The 18,013-nt window shown below is 71.8% G+C and carries 20 protein-coding genes and 1 pseudogene; 10 read left to right on the forward strand and 11 right to left on the reverse strand.

The genetic code is table 11. The features are described from left to right. Positions 1-338 precede the first annotated feature (338 nt). Positions 339-1,943, forward strand: coding sequence for a cytochrome bc complex cytochrome b subunit (locus ACGFYQ_RS19310; protein WP_393745352.1), 1,605 nt, complete (start codon positions 339-341; stop codon positions 1,941-1,943). A gap of 16 nt (positions 1,944-1,959) precedes the next feature. On the opposite strand, the gene ACGFYQ_RS19315 is transcribed toward ACGFYQ_RS19310, so the two are convergent. Both ACGFYQ_RS19315 and ctaD read right to left on the reverse strand, forming a co-directional pair. Continuing rightward, a complete protein-coding gene (locus tag ACGFYQ_RS19315) occupies positions 1,960-2,349 on the reverse strand; it encodes a cytochrome c oxidase subunit 4 (RefSeq protein WP_393745354.1) in 390 nt (129 codons plus the stop codon). A gap of 28 nt (positions 2,350-2,377) precedes the next feature. Next, positions 2,378-4,075, reverse strand: coding sequence for a cytochrome c oxidase subunit I (ctaD, locus tag ACGFYQ_RS19320; RefSeq protein ID WP_393745356.1), 1,698 nt, complete (start codon positions 4,073-4,075; stop codon positions 2,378-2,380). Positions 4,076-4,258: 183 nt separating this feature from the next. Between ctaD and ACGFYQ_RS19325 the strand changes: the two genes are divergently transcribed. After that, complete coding sequence (locus tag ACGFYQ_RS19325) at positions 4,259-4,765, forward strand: flavin reductase family protein (RefSeq protein WP_393745358.1); 507 nt, start codon at positions 4,259-4,261, stop codon at positions 4,763-4,765. 73 nt (positions 4,766-4,838) lie between these two features. Continuing rightward, positions 4,839-5,804, forward strand: a complete 966-nt coding sequence (locus ACGFYQ_RS19330) for an LLM class F420-dependent oxidoreductase (protein WP_393745360.1) — start codon at positions 4,839-4,841, stop codon at positions 5,802-5,804. Between the two features lie 40 nt (positions 5,805-5,844). Here ACGFYQ_RS19330 and ACGFYQ_RS19335 read toward each other — a convergent pair whose 3' ends face one another. The 4 genes from ACGFYQ_RS19335 to ACGFYQ_RS19350 are packed head-to-tail and all read right to left on the reverse strand — an operon-like array spanning position 5,845 to position 8,100. Next, positions 5,845-6,387 carry a hypothetical protein gene (locus tag ACGFYQ_RS19335; RefSeq protein ID WP_393745362.1) on the reverse strand — a complete coding sequence of 181 codons (543 nt, stop codon included), beginning with the start codon at positions 6,385-6,387 and terminating at the stop codon, positions 5,845-5,847. Further along, on the reverse strand, positions 6,384-7,181 hold the full coding sequence (locus tag ACGFYQ_RS19340) for a metallophosphoesterase (protein WP_393745364.1): 798 nt from the start codon (positions 7,179-7,181) through the stop codon (positions 6,384-6,386). The genes ACGFYQ_RS19335 and ACGFYQ_RS19340 overlap by 4 nt, the downstream gene beginning before the upstream one ends. Next, positions 7,178-7,432 carry a hypothetical protein gene (locus ACGFYQ_RS19345; protein ID WP_393745366.1) on the reverse strand — a complete coding sequence of 85 codons (255 nt, stop codon included), beginning with the start codon at positions 7,430-7,432 and terminating at the stop codon, positions 7,178-7,180. The genes ACGFYQ_RS19340 and ACGFYQ_RS19345 overlap by 4 nt, the downstream gene beginning before the upstream one ends. Next, positions 7,429-8,100, reverse strand: coding sequence for a nucleotidyltransferase family protein (locus ACGFYQ_RS19350; protein WP_393745368.1), 672 nt, complete (start codon positions 8,098-8,100; stop codon positions 7,429-7,431). Before ACGFYQ_RS19350 ends, ACGFYQ_RS19345 begins: the two co-directional genes overlap by 4 nt. A gap of 173 nt (positions 8,101-8,273) precedes the next feature. Between ACGFYQ_RS19350 and ACGFYQ_RS19355 the strand changes: the two genes are divergently transcribed. From ACGFYQ_RS19355 to ACGFYQ_RS19375, 5 genes are all read left to right on the forward strand, one after another. Then, complete coding sequence (locus ACGFYQ_RS19355; protein ID WP_393745370.1) at positions 8,274-8,930, forward strand: HAD family hydrolase; 657 nt, start codon at positions 8,274-8,276, stop codon at positions 8,928-8,930. 33 nt (positions 8,931-8,963) lie between these two features. Then, complete coding sequence (locus ACGFYQ_RS19360; RefSeq protein WP_393745372.1) at positions 8,964-10,022, forward strand: NAD-dependent epimerase/dehydratase family protein; 1,059 nt, start codon at positions 8,964-8,966, stop codon at positions 10,020-10,022. A gap of 48 nt (positions 10,023-10,070) precedes the next feature. Next, entirely contained in the window at positions 10,071-10,607 is a 537-nt protein-coding gene (locus ACGFYQ_RS19365; protein ID WP_393745374.1) for an isochorismatase family cysteine hydrolase, read from the forward strand. Positions 10,608-10,697: 90 nt separating this feature from the next. Next, positions 10,698-11,195 carry a hemerythrin domain-containing protein gene (locus tag ACGFYQ_RS19370; protein WP_393745376.1) on the forward strand — a complete coding sequence of 166 codons (498 nt, stop codon included), beginning with the start codon at positions 10,698-10,700 and terminating at the stop codon, positions 11,193-11,195. Between the two features lie 50 nt (positions 11,196-11,245). Beyond that, positions 11,246-11,881 (forward strand): alpha-ketoglutarate-dependent dioxygenase AlkB, encoded by a 636-nt coding sequence (locus ACGFYQ_RS19375; protein ID WP_393745378.1) that lies wholly within the window; start codon positions 11,246-11,248, stop codon positions 11,879-11,881. A gap of 67 nt (positions 11,882-11,948) precedes the next feature. On the opposite strand, the gene ACGFYQ_RS19380 is transcribed toward ACGFYQ_RS19375, so the two are convergent. Further along, positions 11,949-12,233, reverse strand: a complete 285-nt coding sequence (locus tag ACGFYQ_RS19380) for a YkvA family protein (protein WP_393745380.1) — start codon at positions 12,231-12,233, stop codon at positions 11,949-11,951. Positions 12,234-12,273: 40 nt separating this feature from the next. Further along, positions 12,274-12,738 carry a MarR family winged helix-turn-helix transcriptional regulator gene (locus tag ACGFYQ_RS19385; protein ID WP_393745382.1) on the reverse strand — a complete coding sequence of 155 codons (465 nt, stop codon included), beginning with the start codon at positions 12,736-12,738 and terminating at the stop codon, positions 12,274-12,276. 130 nt (positions 12,739-12,868) lie between these two features. Here ACGFYQ_RS19385 and ACGFYQ_RS19390 point away from each other — a divergent pair, with 130 nt between their 5' ends. Beyond that, positions 12,869-13,435, forward strand: a complete 567-nt coding sequence (locus ACGFYQ_RS19390; RefSeq protein WP_393745384.1) for a DoxX family protein — start codon at positions 12,869-12,871, stop codon at positions 13,433-13,435. A 76-nt stretch (positions 13,436-13,511) separates the two neighbouring features. Further along, entirely contained in the window at positions 13,512-15,320 is a 1,809-nt protein-coding gene (locus ACGFYQ_RS19395; protein ID WP_393745386.1) for a glycoside hydrolase family 15 protein, read from the forward strand. An 11-nt stretch (positions 15,321-15,331) separates the two neighbouring features. Here the strand turns inward: ACGFYQ_RS19395 and ACGFYQ_RS19400 are convergent. The 3 genes and pseudogenes from ACGFYQ_RS19400 to ACGFYQ_RS19410 all read right to left on the reverse strand — a co-directional run bounded on the left by ACGFYQ_RS19400 (position 15,332) and on the right by ACGFYQ_RS19410 (position 18,001). After that, positions 15,332-15,450 (reverse strand): annotated as a pseudogene (locus ACGFYQ_RS19400). Between the two features lie 38 nt (positions 15,451-15,488). After that, on the reverse strand, positions 15,489-16,895 hold the full coding sequence (locus ACGFYQ_RS19405) for an APC family permease (RefSeq protein WP_393745388.1): 1,407 nt from the start codon (positions 16,893-16,895) through the stop codon (positions 15,489-15,491). A 197-nt stretch (positions 16,896-17,092) separates the two neighbouring features. Continuing rightward, on the reverse strand, positions 17,093-18,001 hold the full coding sequence (locus ACGFYQ_RS19410; RefSeq protein ID WP_393745390.1) for an STM4011 family radical SAM protein: 909 nt from the start codon (positions 17,999-18,001) through the stop codon (positions 17,093-17,095). Positions 18,002-18,013 lie beyond the last annotated feature (12 nt).

Raw genomic sequence — 18,013 nt, forward strand, 5'->3', positions numbered from 1 at the left:
CCGCTCCACGTCGACGTCGAGCTCGGGATGGGCGGCCGCCAGTCCCCGCAGGGCATCGGCGACCACGGTCTCCGGACTGTTGATCAGCATCTTCACGGGCTCTCCTCGGACGGATCGATGGTTGGGCGGATGACTGCGGGCCGGGCGAGGACTTCCTGCCCCCGATTCCGGAAGTCGACGACTCCGTGTCTGAATTGATAGCGAATCATGGCGATCGGTAGTTTTGTGTGCACTCCGGATGACTCGCCCGACCCAAGGGCGAGGGTCCGGACAGGAGGTGCGTGCCGGTGCCCGGTTCGAAGCGGAATGCGCGGCCGAGGAGCAGGGCGCGGCGTGCGGTGGCGCGGGGGGCCGAGGGCCTCGACGCGCGGCTGCCGCTCTCCGAAGTCCTCCGGACGGGCCTGCGCAAGCTGTTCCCCGACCACTGGTCGTTCCTGCTGGGCGAGCTGGCGCTGTACAGCTTCGTCGTGCTCCTGCTGACCGGCGTGTACCTGACCTTCTTCTTCGACCCCTCGATGCGGGAGACGCCGTACGAGGGTTCGTACCGCCCGCTGCACGGCGTGCTGATGTCCCAGGCCTACCTCTCCACCCTGCGGATCAGTTTCGACGTACGGGGCGGCCTGCTGATCCGGCAGATCCACCACTGGGCGGCCCTGGTCTTCGTCGCCGCCATCGGGGCGCACATGCTGCGGGTGTTCCTCACCGGCGCCTTCCGCCGCCCGCGCGAGGTCAACTGGCTGCTGGGCGTGACCCTGTTCATGCTGGCGCTGCTGGAGGGCTTCGCGGGGTACTCGCTCCCCGACGACCTGCTGTCGGGCACCGGGCTGCGGATCGCCCAGGGGATCATGCTGTCCATCCCGCTCGTCGGCACCTACCTGAGCTTCTTCGCCTTCGGCGGGGAGTATCCCGGCGAGGACATCGTGCCCCGGCTCTACCCCGTGCACATCCTGCTGGTCCCCGGCCTGCTGCTGGGGCTGATCACGGTGCACATCCTGCTCGTCGTGGTCCTGAAGCACACCCACTGGCCGGGGCCCGGCAGGAGCGGACGCAACGTCGTCGGCCTGCCGTTCTTCCCCCAGTACATGGCCAAGTCCGCCGGGCTGTTCTTCACCGTCTTCGGCCTGCTCGCCGTCCTGGGGGCCGTCGCGCAGATCAACCCCATCTGGACCTACGGGCCCTACCGCGCCGACGTGGTCTCCACCGGCGCCCAGCCCGACTGGTACGTCGGATTCCTCGAAGGGGCCCTGCGGCTGATGCCGGGGGTGGAAACCCGCCTGTGGGGCCACACGATCATGTGGAACCCCCTGGTGACGGCCGTCCTCCTGCCGGGCCTGCTCTTCGCGCTCCTCTACGCCTACCCCTTCTTCGAACGCTGGATCACCGGCGCGACCGGGGAACGGCACCTGTGCGACCGCCCGCGTGACCGGCCCGTCCGCACCGGCCTGGGCGTGGCCGCCCTCTCCTGCTACGCCGTGCTGCTCCTCGCCGGGGCCCAGGACATCCTCGCGTTCGTCTTCGACGTGTCCGTGCACGCGCTGACCTGGACGCTGCGCGTCTCCTTCTTCGCCGTGCCGGCGGCCGTCTTCTGGCTCACCAGGCGGCTGTGCCTGGCCCTCCAGTCGCGCGAGCGCCGGCTGCTGACCGAGGGGGAGGCGTCCGGCCTGGTGCGCCAGAGCGTCGAGGGCGGTTTCGAGCCGCAGCACCGCGCCCTCACGGCGACCGAGCGGTATGCCGTACTCGCCAGGGAACGGCCCGAGCCGCTGGAGCCGGCCGCCACTCCCGGCGGCAGCGCCCGGCGACGCCGGCTGGACAGGGCGCGGTCGGCGATCAGTGCCTGGTACTACCAGGACCGGGTCCCCTACCCCACCACCCCCGAACAACACCGGAAGATCGCCGCGACCACCGCCGGACCGGACGTGCGGGAGTCCGCCGAGGACGGCTGAGGTACTCGGGCTCGGGCTACTCCTCGTGGCCGAGGTTCTGGAACGCGAACCCCAGGACCCCGGGCAGCAGCACACCGAACCCGATGAGGCACAGCCACAGGCCCTGGACCACGCCGAGACCGATCAACGCGCTGCCCGCCGCCGCCAGTACGGGAAAGTGGCTGCGGGCGGGGAAGAACGCGCGCCGGCCCCCGGCCTCCCGCACCTCGGCCTCCCCGCGGTCCTCCGGACGCTCTCCGGCGCGCCGGTACTGGCGCCAGAGGAAGGCGGAGACGAGGGCCGCCATGACGAAGGAGACGCAGAGCGCCGCCGTGCCCGCCGGCTCGCGGGAGAACCAGCCGTAGACGACCGCGGTCACCGCGAAGAACAGGGCCGTCCCGGTGAAGAGCCAGGCCTCACCTTTCACCGGGCACCTCTCTCACCGGGCACCTCTCTCACCGGGCACGTCTCTCGCTGGGCACTCTTTCACTGGGCACCTCCGGATGGTGCAGGTCGAAGGCCGGGGATTCCGAACGGATCCGGGGCAGGGCATGGAAGTTGTGCCTGGGCGGCGGGCAGCTCGTCGCCCACTCCAGGGAGCGGCCCCATCCCCACGGGTCGTCGACGGTGACCCGCACGCCGTAGCGGTGGGTCCACCACACGTTGTAGAGGAAGGGCAGCGTCGAGAGGCCGAGCAGGAAGGAGCCGATGGTGGAGACCGTGTTGAGCAGGGTGAAGCCGTCGCTCGCGAGGTAGTCGGCGTACCGGCGCGGCATCCCGGCCTCGCCCAGCCAGTGCTGGACCAGGAAGGTGGTCTGGAAGCCGATGAACAGCGTCCAGAAGTGGATCCTGCCGAGCCGCTCGTCCAGCATCCGTCCGGTCAGCTTCGGCCACCAGAAGTAGAAGCCCCCGAACGTGGCGAACACGATCGTCCCGAACAGCACGTAGTGGAGGTGGGCGACGACGAAATAACTGTCCGTCAGATGGAAGTCCAGCGGCGGCGATGCCACCAGCACGCCCGTCAGACCGCCCAGCAGGAAGGTGACGAGGAAGCCGATGGACCACAGCATCGGTGTCTCGAAGGAGAGCGACCCGTTCCACATCGTCCCGATCCAGTTGAAGAACTTCACGCCAGTCGGGACGGCGATCAGGAACGACAGCAGGGAGAAGAAGGGCAGGAGCACGGCCCCCGTCGCGAACATGTGGTGCGCCCATACGGTCGCCGACAGGCCGGTGATGGCGATCGTGGCGCCGATCAGGGACGCGTACCCGAACATCGGCTTCCGGCTGAAGACGGGAAGGATCTCGCTCACCACCCCGAAGAACGGCAGCGCCACGATGTAGACCTCCGGATGCCCGAAGAACCAGAACAGGTGCTGCCACAGCAGGGCGCCGCCGTTGGCCGCGTCGAAGACGTGCGCGCCGAACTTCCTGTCCGCCTCCAGGACCAGCAGCGCGGCCGTGAGGACCGGAAAGGCCAGCAGCGCCAGAATCGACGTGAAGAGCACGTTCCAGGTGAAGATCGGCATCCGGAACAAGGTCATGCCCGGGGCGCGCAGACAGACGATCGTGGTGATGAAGTTGACCGACCCCAGGATCGTGCTGAGTCCCGACACCGCCAGCCCCATGGCCCACAGGTCCGGGCCGGTTCCAGGGGAGTACGTGGTGCTGTTCAGCGGCGCGTAGGCGAACCATCCGAACGCCGCCGCCCCGTCGGCGGTCAGCAGGCTGGAGACCACCATGAGGCCCCCGAACAGGTACACCCAGTAGCTGAAGGCGTTCAGCCGGGGGAAGGCGACATCGGGCGCGCCGATCTGCAAGGGCATGACCGCGTTGGCGAAGCCGGTGAAGGTCGGCGTCGCGAACAGCAGCATCATGATCGTGGCGTGGATCGTGAACGCCTCGTTGTACTGCTGGTTCGAGACGATCTGGAGCCCGGGGCGGGCGAGTTCGGCCCGCATCACCAGGGCCAGCACACCGGCGAAGAGGAAGAAGGCGAAGGCCGTCACCAGGTAGAGGTTGCCGATCACCTTGTGGTCGGTGGTCGTCAGCCACCCCAGTACGGCGGACCCCTGGCCGGCCCGTCGTTCGGTCCTGGGCGCGGTCCGGTCGTCGGGCGGCGCCTCTCCCGGTGAACGGTCCACCGACGTCATCCGTCCTCCCGAAGCCTCGCCGCCGCGCTTGCACCCCTTGCCCTACAGCCTGTGGAGGCGGGGCGCCGGGCGGCGCGCCGGGATACCGCCCCGGGTAGCCCGGCTGCCGCGCGGTTCGGCGCCGAGGTGCGGGGTAGCCGCCCGTGGGGGGTACTGGGAGCACCCGGACCACGAGGAGGCGCCGTGACCGAACCGGATCCCTTCACCGAGGCGTTCGACGGCCCGATGTACGTGGTCACGGCCGCGGCCGGCGGTGAGCGGGCGGGCTGCCTGGTGGGATTCGCCTCGCAGTGCTCGATCCACCCGCCGCGGTTCGTCGTCTGGCTGTCCACCGCGAACCACACCTACCGGGTCGCGCGCGAAGCCCCGTACCTCACCGTGCACCTGCTCCGCCGCGACCAGCGGGCGCTGGCGGAGCTCTTCGGCGGCGAGTGCGGCGACACGGTGGACAAGTTCGCGCGGGTCGGCTGGCGGCCGGGACGGGAGGGCAGCCCGGTCCTGACGGACGTGCGTACGTGGTTCACCGGCCGCGTCGAGGGACGCGCCGGGGACGCCGGGGGCGCCGGGGGCGGCGATCACGTCGGCTTCCTGCTGTCGCCTGCCGAGCGCTGTCCGCCGGTCGAGGGAGCTGTACCCGCGCCGCTCCGGCTCGAGGACGTACGCGACCTGGAGGCGGGCCACCCGGCCTGAACCGCCTCGTTCCGCACGGGGCGCGTGCGAGGCGGGCGTGTTTCAACGGGGCGATCGCGGCAAGGCGCCCACCATGGTGCGAATCGGATACACGATGATGACCGAACAGGCCGGGCCGCGTGAACTGGTGGCCCATGTGGTGGGCGCCGAGCGGGTGGGATTCGACTTCTCCGTCATCTCGGACCATTCCTTCCCCTGGCTGGACGCCCAAGGGCACGCGCCCTACGCGTGGAGCGTGCTGGGCGCGGCCGCGCAGGCCACCCGCGACATCCCGCTGATGACCTACGTGACCTGCCCGACGTTCCGCTACCACCCCGCCGTGATCGCGCAGAAGGCGGCCACGATGCAGCTCCTGTCCGGCGGCCGCTTCCGGCTGGGCCTCGGCTCGGGCGAGAACCTCAACGAGCACATCGTCGGAGGCGGCTGGCCCGCCGCGCACGTCCGCCTGGAGATGCTGGAGGAGGCCGTGGGGATCATCCGCTCCCTCTTCGGCGGCGAGTACGTCAGCCACCACGGCCCCCACTTCGACGTGGAGAACGCCAAACTCTGGGACCTCCCGGACGAGCCGCCCCCGATCGGCATCGCCGTCTCCGGAGACCGCTCGTGCGAGCTCGCGGGCCGGTACGGCGACCTCGTGGTCGCCACCGAGCCGAAGCGGGAGCTGCTGACGGCGTTCGACGCGTACGGCGGCACGGGCAAGCCGCGCGTCGGACAGCTCCCCGTCTGCTACGACACCGACCGCGACGCGGCGGTGGCGCGGGCCCACGAGCAGTTCCGGTGGGCGCTGGGCGGCTGGCGGGTCAACGCCGAACTGCCGGGCCCGGCGGGCTTCGCCCAGGCCTCCGCGCACACCCGGCCCGAGGACGTCGCGGACGCCGTACCCTGCGGCGAGGACGTGGACGCCTTCGTGGAGGCGGTACGCCCGTACGCCGAGGCCGGATTCACCGAGATCGCCCTGATCCAGATCGGCGGCGACCGGCAGGAACCCTTCCTCGGCTGGGCGGAGACGAAGCTGCTGCCCGCCCTGCGGGAACTCTGACCGACGACCCTGGTCCACGCCCCTGATCCACGACCCTGATCTAGGACACCGGCGCCTGTGTACGGCGCTCCGCGTCGGCCCTGAAGACCTGGGCCGCGCGCTCGGTGCGCAGGGACTCCAGCACGCGGGCCTGTTCCGTCGCCCGGCGCAGGAGTTCGTCCACGCGGCCGAGGTCGATCCGGGGGTCGGTGCCGGCCAGGGAGCGCAGGGAGCGCCAGCAGGACGCCTTGCCCTCGACGCCCAGGCGCATGGCCTCGAGTTCCAGCACGTCGCTGAGCGGCGAGCGGGAGACGATCCGGCCGTTCAGCTTGAGCCGTCCCGCCTTCTCCGCCAGCCAGCCCAGGGCCATTCTGCTGCGCATCGCGGGGATGCCGAGTTCCGTCATGAGCGCGCGCAACTGCTCCCGGTCCTGCTCGACTTCTTCGGCCAGCGCGGCCAACCGGGGTCCACGGGGCGTGCCGCGCTGATGGCGGGCCGCACGGCGCAGGAGTTCGACGCCCGCGCCGGCTCCGGTCAGGTGGTCGTTGAGGTAGATGCCGAGCAGCGGCGGGGCCGTGCGGTCGGCGAGGGCGCGTGCGGTCACGGTGTGCCTCCCGGGTGGTGGTGGAGCGGCGGTGGCGCGGGCCCGGCCGTCCCGCCTTCGTCGGGAGGGAGGCCGGGGGACAGGTGGTAGACGGCGAAGGCCTGGTCGATGACGGGCATCGCGACGTTGCGCACGCGGACCCCGCCCGCCGTCATGCCGTGTTCCGTGCCCAGGTGGGCGTGCCCGTGGACGGCGAGGTCCGCGCCCTCCCCGTCGATCGCCTCCGCGAGGAGGTAGCTGCCGAGGAAGGGGTGGATCTCCGGGGGCTCGCCCGCCAGGGTGTCCGGTACGGGCGCGTAGTGGGTGAGCGCGATGCGCAGTACGGCGCCCTGGTCGCGGAGCTCGCGCAGGGCCCGGCCGAGACCCGCGGCGCAGGACCGGGTGTAGCGGATGAAGGCCTTCATCTCCGGTTCGCCGAACTCGCTGGCGCTGCGTCCGGCGAAGCCGCCGCCGAAGCCCTTGGTCCCCGCGACGCCGACCCGCGTACCGCCGATGTCGAGCAGGACGCCGTCGCCTTCCAGGACGTGCACGCCGCCCGCCGTCAGTTCCCGGGTGACGGCCTTCTCCTGGTCGCTCTGGTAGTCGTGGTTGCCGAGTACGGCGACCACGGGCACCGGCAGCCCGCTCACCTCGCCGGCCACGACCCGGGCCTCTTCGGGAGTGCCGTGACGGGTCAGGTCGCCGGCCAGGAGCAGCAGGTCGGCGCAGGAGCCGAGGGTGTCGAAGGCCGGCCGGAGCAGCCCGGCGCTGCCCGGGCCGAGATGGATGTCCCCGACGGCGGCGACGCGGATCACGAGAGCTCCTCGGAATGGTCGGGTGGGCCGCTGCGGCTCACGGTGAGGTCCACCTGCCAGGGCACGTCCGGGAGCTCTTCACCGGCGATGCGCAGCAGCGCGGACCGGCAGTCCGGATCGGCGACGCTTCCCCAGATGACGACGCGGGAGCCGCGCAGCTCGATCCGTACGCCCAGTTCGGCGAGCTCCTCGCGCGCCAGCCGCTCGCGCAGGTGCTCGATGCGGTACTCGATGAGCTCGGTGGAGGTCACGGGGTTCCCTCCGATCCCGCCGGGCGGGCGCGCCGGACGATGACGTGGAGACGTTCGAGCAGGTACAGGAAGGCGTCGGGCAGCGGGGCCTCGCGGTGGTCCCGGTCCAGCCGGTCCCAGTCGATCTGCTCCCGCAGCATCCGGGCCATGGGCAGCAGCTCGCCGAAGTCGCAGTAGTGATCGCAGAGCGCGGCGAGGCGGGCGTCCATCAGGTCGGTGGGCGCGAGGACGGGCATCCACACCGAATCGACCGCTTTGACGCTCGCCCGGTCCAGCAGGGCGGTACTGACCGGACGCCGGGCGAGCTCGAAGATCAGGTCGATCTCCTCGCCGCCCGACCTGCCCTTGACCAGCCAGTCCTCCGGGGCGCGGCGCATCGCGATGCCACCGTCCTCCAGTGCCTTGACCACTGCGTCGGCGTCCTCCGGCCGGACGCAGAAGTCGGTGTCGTGCTGGAAGCGGGCGGGCAGGCCGTGGGCGAAGGCGGCCACGCTGCCGGCGAGGGCGAAGGGCTGCCCGGACTGCTTGAGCAGGGCCGCCACGTGTTTCGTGGTCTCCAGGATCGCCTGCGTGTGGTCCTTCGGCAGCACGTCGTCGTCCGGCACCGGCGGGTCCAGCCCGTCGGGCGGCGGAACTCCCTCCGGCGCTTTCGCGGGATGACGGTTCACGGAATGCGCCTAACCCGTCTGGTTCCGCCCAAACCCGGCCGGTCCGGTGCAAAGCTGTGGAATGCCGCGCGGAGCACCGGGTAGGCGCCCCACGTGACGACCGCCACCGGCCAAGGAGTGATCATGTCCCGCGGTTCCAGTTCCCGGCGTGAGCGCCGGCAGGGAGGGCGCACATGAACCGCGCCGCGCTGTTCGACGTCGACGGCACCCTCGCCGACACCAACCACCTTCACGTCACGTCCTGGTGGGAGGCGCTGCGGCAGGGCGGCCACCACGTCGCGATGCACGACATCCACCGCGCGATCGGCCTGCCGGGCGAGGACCTGCTCGCCCATCTGCTCGGCGAGGACCGTGACACGAGCGAGGACGACACGCTCAGCGCCGCGCACGACACCCTCTACGCCACGTACTTCGACCGGCTGCCCCGGTTGGACTCGGCGGCGGAGCTGCTGCGCGAACTCGACCGGCGGGGCTGGCGGGTCGTGCTGGTGACCTCCGCGAAGGACACCGAACTGGACGCGCTCAGACGGGCCGTCGACGCCGACGACGCCATCGCCGCGACGGCGAGTTCCGACGACGTCGAGGAGGGCAAACCGGCTCCCGATCCGGTGCTCCACGCCCTCGGCCTCGCGGACGCGTCCGCGCGCGACGCCGTGTTCGTCGGCGACACGGTGTGGGACATGAAGGCGGCCACCCGGGCCGAGGTCACGTGCGTGGGGCTGCTGTGCGGCGGCATCCCGAGGCGCGACCTCGAAGAGGCCGGGGCCCGGGCCGTGTACGAGCACCCCGCCGACCTGCTCGGCCACCTCGACAGCAGCCCCTTCGGGTAGGGGCGTGCGCGGACCGCGGACAGGAGCGACACGATGACATCCGACCACCGGAGCCCCACGGACCAGCCCGCGAGCCCTGACGGCGACGGCACCCGTGTCGTGGTCGTAGGAGCCACGGGAAACGTCGGAACCAGCGTGGTGCGGGCCCTCGCCGAGGACCCGGCCGTGGGGTCCGTCCTCGGCCTGGCCCGGCGTGTGCCCGACTGGCGGCCCCCGAAGACCGAGTGGCGGGCCGCGGACATCGAGCCGGGCGGAGCCGATCTCGTACGGCTCTTCACGGGCGCGGACGCGGTGATCCACCTCGCCTGGAAGTTCCAGCCGACCCACCACCCGGCCCAGACCTGGCGCACCAACGTCCTGGGCGGCATCCGTGTCTTCGACGCCGTGGCCGCCGCGGGCGTGCCCGTCCTCGTGTACGCCTCCTCGGTCGGCGCGTACTCACCCGGCCCCAAGGACCGTGCGGTGGACGAGTCCTGGCCGACGCACGGCTGGCCGCAGGCCGCGTACACGCGGGAGAAGTCCTATCTGGAACGGGTCCTCGACGCCTACGAGCACGCCCACCCCGGCATCCGCGTGGTCCGGATGCGGCCCGCCTTCCTCTTCAAACGGGAGTCGGCCTCGGAGCAGCGCCGCATCTTCGCCGGCCGGCTGCTCCCGGGCCGCCTCGTACGGCCCGGCCTGATCCCCGCCGTGCCCGACCTGCCCGGCCTGCGCTTCCAGGCCCTGCACACCGACGACGCGGCCGCCGCCTACCGCGCGGCCGTCGCCCGCCCGGTCCGCGGGGCCTTCAACCTGGCGGCCGAACCGCCCCTGGACGGCGCCGTGCTGGCCGGTGTCTTCGACGCGCGGCCCCTGCCGATGCCCGCCGGTCCGGTCCGGGCGGCGCTCTCCGCCGCCTGGCGGCTGCGCCTGGTCCCGGCCTCGCCCGATCTGTTCGACGCGGTGCTGCGCCTGCCGCTACTGGACTGCTCCCGGGCCCGCGAGGAGCTCGGCTGGACGCCCCGCCGCACCTCGGTCGAGGCGTTCGAGGAGTTCCTGTCCGGCCTGCGCGCCGGGGCGGGGATGGACACCGCCCCGCTCGCCGCGGGCTAGCCGCCGGGGGTCGCAGGGGAGGCGAGAAGGACAGGAGGCGTGCGGAGCATGAGCGACAGTGCCGTCGTCGTCATAGACATGATCAACGCATACGACCACGCCGACGCGGAACTGCTGCTTCCCTCGGCACACCAGGCCCTGCCCGGCATCGAGACGCTGCTCAAGCGCGCCCGGACGCGGGAGGTCCCCGTCATCTACGTGAACGACAACTTCGGGCTGTGGCGTTCGCACCACGGCGAGATCCTCGACATGGCCCTGGCGGGCCCGCACGCCGGACTCGTCGCCCCGATCCGGCCCGACCAGGACTCGCTGTTCGTCGTCAAGGCCCGGCACTCGATCTTCTACGAGACCCCGCTGGCCTACCTCCTGGCGCAACTCGGCGTCGGCCGGCTCGTCCTCTGCGGTCAGGTGACCGAGCAGTGCGTGCTGTACTCCGCCCTGGACGCGCACATCCGCCACCTCGGCGTCACCGTCGTCCGGGACGCCGTGGCCCACATCCACGAGGACCTGGCGGAAGCCGCCCTGCGCTTGATGGAGACCAACATGGCGGCGGACATCGTGACCGCCGAGGACGTCGCCCTCTGACACGCGGCGCGGGCCGGGGGGCGAGGTTTGGATCCTCCCTCAGCGAGCACGCGCAGGATGACCGGAACCCCAGCAGAGGAGGGATGTGGCATGGCCGGAGTCCAGGAGCAGGACGTCGTCGCCGTGATCCTCAAGGACCACCGCACCATGGAGGAGTTGTTCCGTCGGATGCGGAGCGTGGAAGCGGACCGGGCCGGCGCGCTCGCGAAGTTCTCCGCGCTGCTCATCGCGCACGGCGAGGCGGAGGAAGCCGAGGTGTACGGCGCGCTGAAGCGGTTCAGGGACGTCGACAACGAGGAGGTGGAACACGGGATCGAGGAGCACGCCGAGGGCAACGAGGCGCTGCTGGCGCTGCTCGAAGTGGACGAGGTGGGATCCGACGAATGGGACGCGCGGCTGGAGGACCTGGTGAAGGCGGTCTCCCACCACGTCGACGAGGAGGAGCGGACGATCCTCAACGGTGCCCGGGAGAACGTTCCGGACGAGCGCAGGGCCGAGCTGGGAGCCGCGTTCCTGCGGGAGCGGGAGCGGCAGCTGGCGGCGGACTGCGGGAGCGTCGAGAACGTGCGCAGCGTCGTAGGGGGGTGAGCCCCCCCATATTCGTGCACATGTTCGATGAATGGGGTTAGGGTGGGGTCATGCGCGCAGCCCAGGGCCTTCAGGGTTCCCTCTTCGACCAGGGGGACGAGATCCGGCTCGGCCCGCTCGCGGGCCTGCGGCGTACCGCGCTCGGTGCCGGGGCATGGGTCGACCACCTCCCCGGCTGGCTGACCGGATCCGACGCTCTCTTCGAGCGGCTGGCCGCCGACGTGCCCTGGCGCGCCGAGCGGCGGCAGATGTACGAGCGCGAGGTCGACGTGCCCCGCCTGCTCGCCTTCTACGGTGAGGGCGATGACCTTCCGCACGCTGCCCTCGCCGAGGCCCGCGAGGCGCTGTCGCAGCACTACGCCGCGGAGCTCGGGGAGCCTTTCGTCACCGCGGGGTTGTGCCTCTACCGCGACGGCCGCGACAGCGTGGCCTGGCACGGCGACCGGACCGGCCGTTCGTCCACCGAGGACACCATGGTCGCCATCGTCTCCGTCGGCGACCCCCGCGACCTCGCCTTGCGCCCCCGCGACGGCGGGGCCACCCTGTTGCGGCTGCCCCTCGGCCACGGCGACCTCGTCGTCATGGGCGGCTCCTGCCAGCGGACGATGGAGCACGCGGTGCCCAAGTCGGCGCGGGCCGTCGGACCGCGCATCAGCGTCCAGTTCCGCCCGCGCGGCGTCATGTGACCCGAGTCGCGGGCGTGACGCGGGCGCGCTCGACTCCTTCACCCGGCACGTCTGACCGCCTCGCGCGTCAGGTCTTCGCGGGCCGGGTCGCCGCCGCCGCTGCCGCGTGCAGTGAGCGCAGGGCCAGCAGCAGGACCCCGATGTCGTCGAGGTACACCGGGTCCGGGATCAGGTCCACCGGCGAGACGGTGTAGATCACGGCCGCCCAGAACAAGGCCTTGTCGCGCAGCGGGATCCCGGCGTCGAGGAGCAGTCGCCGCGCCCGGAAGACCCGTACGAGCAGTACCACCGCCGCGATCGCGAGGCCGGCCGCGACGACCGCGGCGAGCGTGAGCCAGATCTTTCCGTCCATTTCGCCCCTATACCCGCTCCGTGGGTCCGTCTATCGCCGCTCAGGCGCCCTGCTCGCGCAGCCGCCGGCCGACCTCGCCCAGTCCGTCGGCGAGCGCGTCGAGCTGCTCGCGGGTCAGGACGTCCACGAGGATCTCCCGGACCGTGGCCACGTGCCCGGGCGCCGCCTCGTCCAGCCGGGCGCGGCCGGCCTCGGTGAGGACGGCGAAGACGCCGCGCACGTCGGAGGGGCAGCTGCGGCGGCGGACCAGCCCGGCCTTCTCCATCTGGGTGACCTGGTAGGTCAGTCCGCTCTTGGAGTTGATCAGGCCGTTGGCCAGTTCGGTCATCCGCAGCTCGTGCCCGGGGGCCGCGGCGAGCCGTACGAGGATCTCGTACTGGGGGTGCGAGAGGCCCGATTCGTCCTTCAGCTGCTGGTCGAGGCGGCGGTTCACCAGGGCCGAGGCGGCCAGGAATCCGCTCCAGGCCCGCATCTCGCGGTCGTCCAGCCATCTCGTCTCAGCCATGGGCTCCAGCCTACACGGGTTGTTCCAATTTGAATCAATGGTTAGGGTCGGAGGCCTGCGGTTCGAATTTGAACAACCCTGAGCAGCCCTGTCCCCCCTCTCGGGCCGCACGACCGGAAGGATTCCCCCGATGACCAGCCCCTCCGTCGCCACGACGAAGCCGCAGGCCGCCGCACCCGCCGCCCAGCCCACCGCCGTCCCGGCACTCTCGACACCGGCCCACGACGCCGGCCTGCTGCTCCTGCGCCTCGTCCTCGGCCTGACCATGGCCGCCCACGGCTCCCAGAAGCTCTTCGGCTGGTTCGGGGGCGGCGGCATCAGCGGCACCGGGCAGTTCTTCACCGCCAGCGGCTACCCGGCGGGCGACGCCATGGCCGTCCTCGCCGGCCTGACCGAGACCCTGGGAGGCCTCGGCCTCGCCGTCGGACTGCTCACCCCGCTCGCCGGAGCGGCCGTCGTCGGCACCCTGATCAACGCCATCGCCGTCCACGGCGCCGGATCGTTCTTCGCCCCCGAGGGCATCGAGTACGAACTGCTGCTGACCGCCAGCGCCGCGGCGCTGGCCCTCACCGGCCCCGGCCGGTACGCCGTCGACCGCTTCCTGCCCGTGCTGCGCAGCCACCGCCTGGCCCACGGCGCCCTCGCCGTCGCCCTCGGCGTGGTCCTCGCCGGCGCGCTGCTCCTCGTACGCAACTAGCACCTGTCCGGCGCCGCGCGAGGGTGTCCGGGGCCTGCGCTGATTGGCCCCGGGCATTCGGGGGAAGAGCGCACGAATGACACAACCCATCGAAGACTACGCACTCATCGGTGACCTGATGACCAGTGGACTGGTCGGCCGCGACGGGTCCATCGACTGGCTGTGCCTGCCGCGCTTCGACTCGGGGGCCTGTTTCGCCAAGCTCCTCGGCGACGAGGAGAACGGCCACTGGCGCATCGCGCCGGCCTCCGCCGAGGCCGCCGAGCGGTGCACCCGCCGTGCCTACGTGGACGGCTCGATGGTGCTGGAGTCGTACTGGGAGACCGAGGACGGCACGGTCAAGGTCATCGACTTCATGCCGCAACGCGACGTCTCACCCGATGTGATGCGGATCGTCGAAGGCGTGTCCGGCGAGGTGACCGTACACAGCACCCTGCGCCTGCGCTTCGACTACGGCCACGTCGTCCCCTGGGTCCGGCGCAGCGACGGCCACCGCGTCGCCGTCGCCGGGCCCGACTCCGCCTGGTTCCGCAGCGAGCCGCCCGTGCACACGTGGGGGGAGGCCAACAGCACCCGCTCCGAGTTCACCGTCGCCGCGGGGGAGCGCGTCGCCTTCGTCCTCACCTGGCACGCCTCGCACGACCCGCGACCCGAGCCCGTCGACCCGTACGCGGCGCTGGAACAGAGCCTCGCCGACTGGCGGGAATGGACCTCCCAGTGCTGCTACGAGGGCCCCTACCGGGAGGCGGTCACCCGCTCCCTGATCACCCTCAAGGCCCTCACCTACGCCCCGACCGGCGGCATCCTCGCCGCGGCCACCACCTCCCTCCCCGAGGAGATCGGCGGGGTCCGCAACTGGGACTACCGCTACTGCTGGCTCCGGGACTCCACCCTCACCCTCGGCTCGCTCCTCGCCACCGGATTCCACGACGAGGCCCGCGCCTGGCGGGCATGGCTGCTGCGCGCGGTCGCCGGAGACCCCGCCGACCTCCAGATCATGTACGGGATCGCCGGCGAGCGGCGGATCCCCGAGACCGAGCTGCCGTGGCTGCGCGGCTACGCCTCCTCCGCCCCCGTACGCGTGGGCAACGCGGCCGTCGACCAGCTCCAGCTCGACGTGTACGGCGAGGTCATCGACTCCCTGTACCTGGCGCGGTCCTCCGGGCTCGCCTCCGAGCACCACGCGTGGAAGATCCAGCTCGCGCTGCTCGACTTCCTGGAGCGCAACTGGCACCGGCCCGACGAGGGGTTGTGGGAGGTGCGCGGCCCGCGCCGCCACTTCGTGCACTCCAAGGTGATGGCCTGGGTCGCCGCCGACCGGGCCGTGCGCACCCTGGAAGGCGATCCCTCCCTGCCCGGCGACGTGGAGCGCTGGCGGGCCATAAGGGAGGAGGTGCACCGCGACGTGTGCGAGAAGGGCTACGACTCAGAGCGGGGCACCTTCACCCAGTACTACGGCTCCAGCGAGCTCGACGCGGCGGCCCTGCTGATTCCCCGGGTCGGCTTCCTGCCGCCCGACGACCCGCGCGTCATCGGCACCGTCGACGCGGTCCGCGAGGAACTCGGCCGCAGCGGCCTGGTCCGCCGCTACACCACCGAAGGCCCCTCCGTCGACGGGCTGCCCGGCGACGAAGGAGCCTTCCTGGCCTGCTCGTTCTGGCTGGCCGACGCCCTGTACCTGACGGGGCGGGAGAAGGAGGCCCGGACCCTGTTCGAGCGGCTGCTGACGGTACGCAACGACGTGGGGCTGCTAGCCGAGGAGTACGACCCCATCGCCGGGCGGCAACTCGGCAACTTCCCCCAGGCCTTCAGTCACGTCGGCCTGATCAACACCGCGCTCACCCTGGCCCAGGGCGAGGCCGTCGGCATCCCGACGGGGAGTTGAGGATCCGGGTGCGGGACCGACGGGATTCGAACCCGCGGGGCCGACGGCCAGGTCCGGCCGCGGGCCGCTAGCCGTCGGCACCGGGGACCTCCGGTGCCGACGGTGCATTGGACCGCTCTGCCACAGCCCCGCACCCTGCGGGACCGCGCGGTCCCGTTGTGCCGGAGCCTACGCGTCGGCGTGCTCGCCGTCCTCCGGAATACTGACCAGCCAGCGCGTCTCGCGTCGCGGCCGCAGGTACAGCGCCCAGTACACGGTGGCCGCGGCGGTGATCCCGCCCGTCCACAGCAGGTACTGGATCTCCTGCTGGGTCAGGATGTACGCGAGTACGGCGATCAGCACGACCGGCACGGCCGGCCACAGCGGCATCCGCCAGGCGGCGGCGTCGCGGTGCGCCCCGCGCCGGCTGAACAGCGCGGCCACCGCCACCAGCAGGTACATGCCGGTCACCGAGACGCCGGTGACCCCGTACAGGGTGTCGAGGTTGACGAAGCACATCGCCGCGCCCGGGACACCGACGACCAGGGTGGCCACCCACGGCGAGCCGAAGCGTCCGAGCTTGGACAGGGCGTTGTTGACGGGCCGGGGCCAGGCCTTGTCACGGGCGGAGGCGAACAGCACCCGGGAGTTCTGGATGACCATGACGATGCCCGCGTTGACGATGGCGAGGGCGACGCACAGGCTCACGAAGGTGCCGACGGCCGAGTTGGACCAGGCGGTCACCATCCCGCCGAGATCGCCCGCGGCGAGCGCCTCCAGGTCCGGGGCGCCCATGGTGATGGCGATGACCGGGATCAGGATGACGGCGGTGGAGATGGCGAGCGTGGCGAGCACGGTGCGGGCCACGTTGCGCCGCGGGTTCTCCAGCTCCTCCGAGAGGTAGACGGCGGTCGAGAACCCCTGGGTGATGAACAGGGCGATGGCGAGCCCGGAGACGACCATCATCGCGGTGACGGTGGACGTGCCGCCGCCCTCGGCGGCCACCGCGCCGTGCACCAGCGCGTCGGCGCCCCGCTCGCCGTGCGCGAAGCCGAGTACGGCGACCAGGGCGGCGGCGACGACCTCGAGGACGAGGAAGATGCCGGTGATCCAGGCGTTGGCCCGCAGGTCGAGGAGACCGGCGAGGGTGGCGAGCAGCATGACGCCGCCGCCGGCGACCGGCGCCGGGATGTCGATCACCGGGGCGAGGTAGTCGGCGGTGCCCATGGCGATCACGGGCGGCACGATCATGACGACCAGCAGGGAGAGGACGAACACCAGCCAGCCCGCGAGCCGGCCGGCCAGCGTGGAGACCATCGCGTACTCGCCGCCCGCGCTGGGGATGAGGGTGCCCAGCTCCGAGTAGCAGAACGCGACGCCGATGCAGAGCAGCGAGCCGATCGCGATGGTGAGGGCGGTCCAGGTGCCGAGGCTGGAGAACAGGTCGGGCACGACGACGAAGAGGGTCGAGGCGGGCGTCACGCACGAGAGCGTGAGCAGCGTGCCGCCGACGACGCCTATGGAACGCTTGAGCTTCTGCGGGACGGGCCCGGTGGCGGGGGAGAGGGCCTGTGGTGCGCTGATCGTGTCAGTCATCGGTGCGGGGTTCCGATCGGCAGGTGCGGTGAATGAGCGCGGGAGCGGTATCGCCTCCGAGGCGGTGGTGAGCAAGTGGTTCCGTGGCTCCCGGGCCGACATGCAATCCCTGCGAGATCCGCAGGTCAATAGCTGTTCACCTGCGGATTCCGTCGTCCGGGGCCCTGCCCTCCCCGGTTCGCGGCGTAAAGACCGTGTTAACGCTGCACGAGTGGCAGGTGCGGGAACCGCAGCGCCCCCGCCGAAGAATTTCCCTCCGCTTTGCCGGACGCCGGGATCCGCTCCAGGACGCCGCCCGCGAAGACGTCGTAGAGCGGCAGCGTCTCCAGGTGGACGTAGCCGATGTGGCAGTCGCAGACGGTGAGCGGACAGCCGCGCGGGCGCAGGGCCGCCCGGTACGAGCCGTCGTACAGGTTGCCCAGCTCCGCCTTCACGAAATGGCAGCGGCGGACCGTGCCGTCGCCGTCCACCGAGATCACCGACTCGCCCGTGCGGCAGGGCAGCCCCGCCGAGCGGTGCGGGTGGCGGCTGTACGCGAAGAGCGGGTCCAGCGCCGACCAGTCGGCGGCCTCCGCGTCGGTGTACGTACGGCCCTCCGCCGCGTTCACCCACAGGTACACCTCCGCCGGGAGCTCCGCGCGCAGCCGCCGGGCCTCCGCGAGGTGCTCCGGCAGCCCGACCACGCCCACGCTGAACCGGATCCCGCCGGCCGCCAGCTCCCGGCACCGGCCGAGGAAGCGGTCGTACGGGGTCTGCCCCGGGTGGTACGTGCACCACAGCGCGAGCGTGTCCGGATCGGCCTCGGCGGTCCACTCGACGCGGCAGCTCAGGTTGGTCTGGATCGCGACCCGGCGGATGTGCGGCAGGTGGGACAGCTCCACCAGCGCGCGCCGGTACCAGGAGCGGACCAGGCCCTCGCCCCACGGGGTGAAGAGCACCGACAGACGGTCGGCCGTGTTCCCGGCCGCCCAGGCGGCGAACCGTTCCAGCGCCGCGCGGTCCGCGGTCAGCTGCGCCCGGCTGTCCCGCCGCTTGGCGAACGGGCAGTACGGGCAGTCGTAGTCGCAGGACGCCAGCGGACCCCGGTAGAGGAGCGTCAGGTCCATGGCCGGTGACAC

Origin of the sequence: Streptomyces sp. NPDC048258, assembly GCF_043201995.1 — a bacterium.
Classification (GTDB): Bacteria; Actinomycetota; Actinomycetes; order Streptomycetales; family Streptomycetaceae; genus Streptomyces.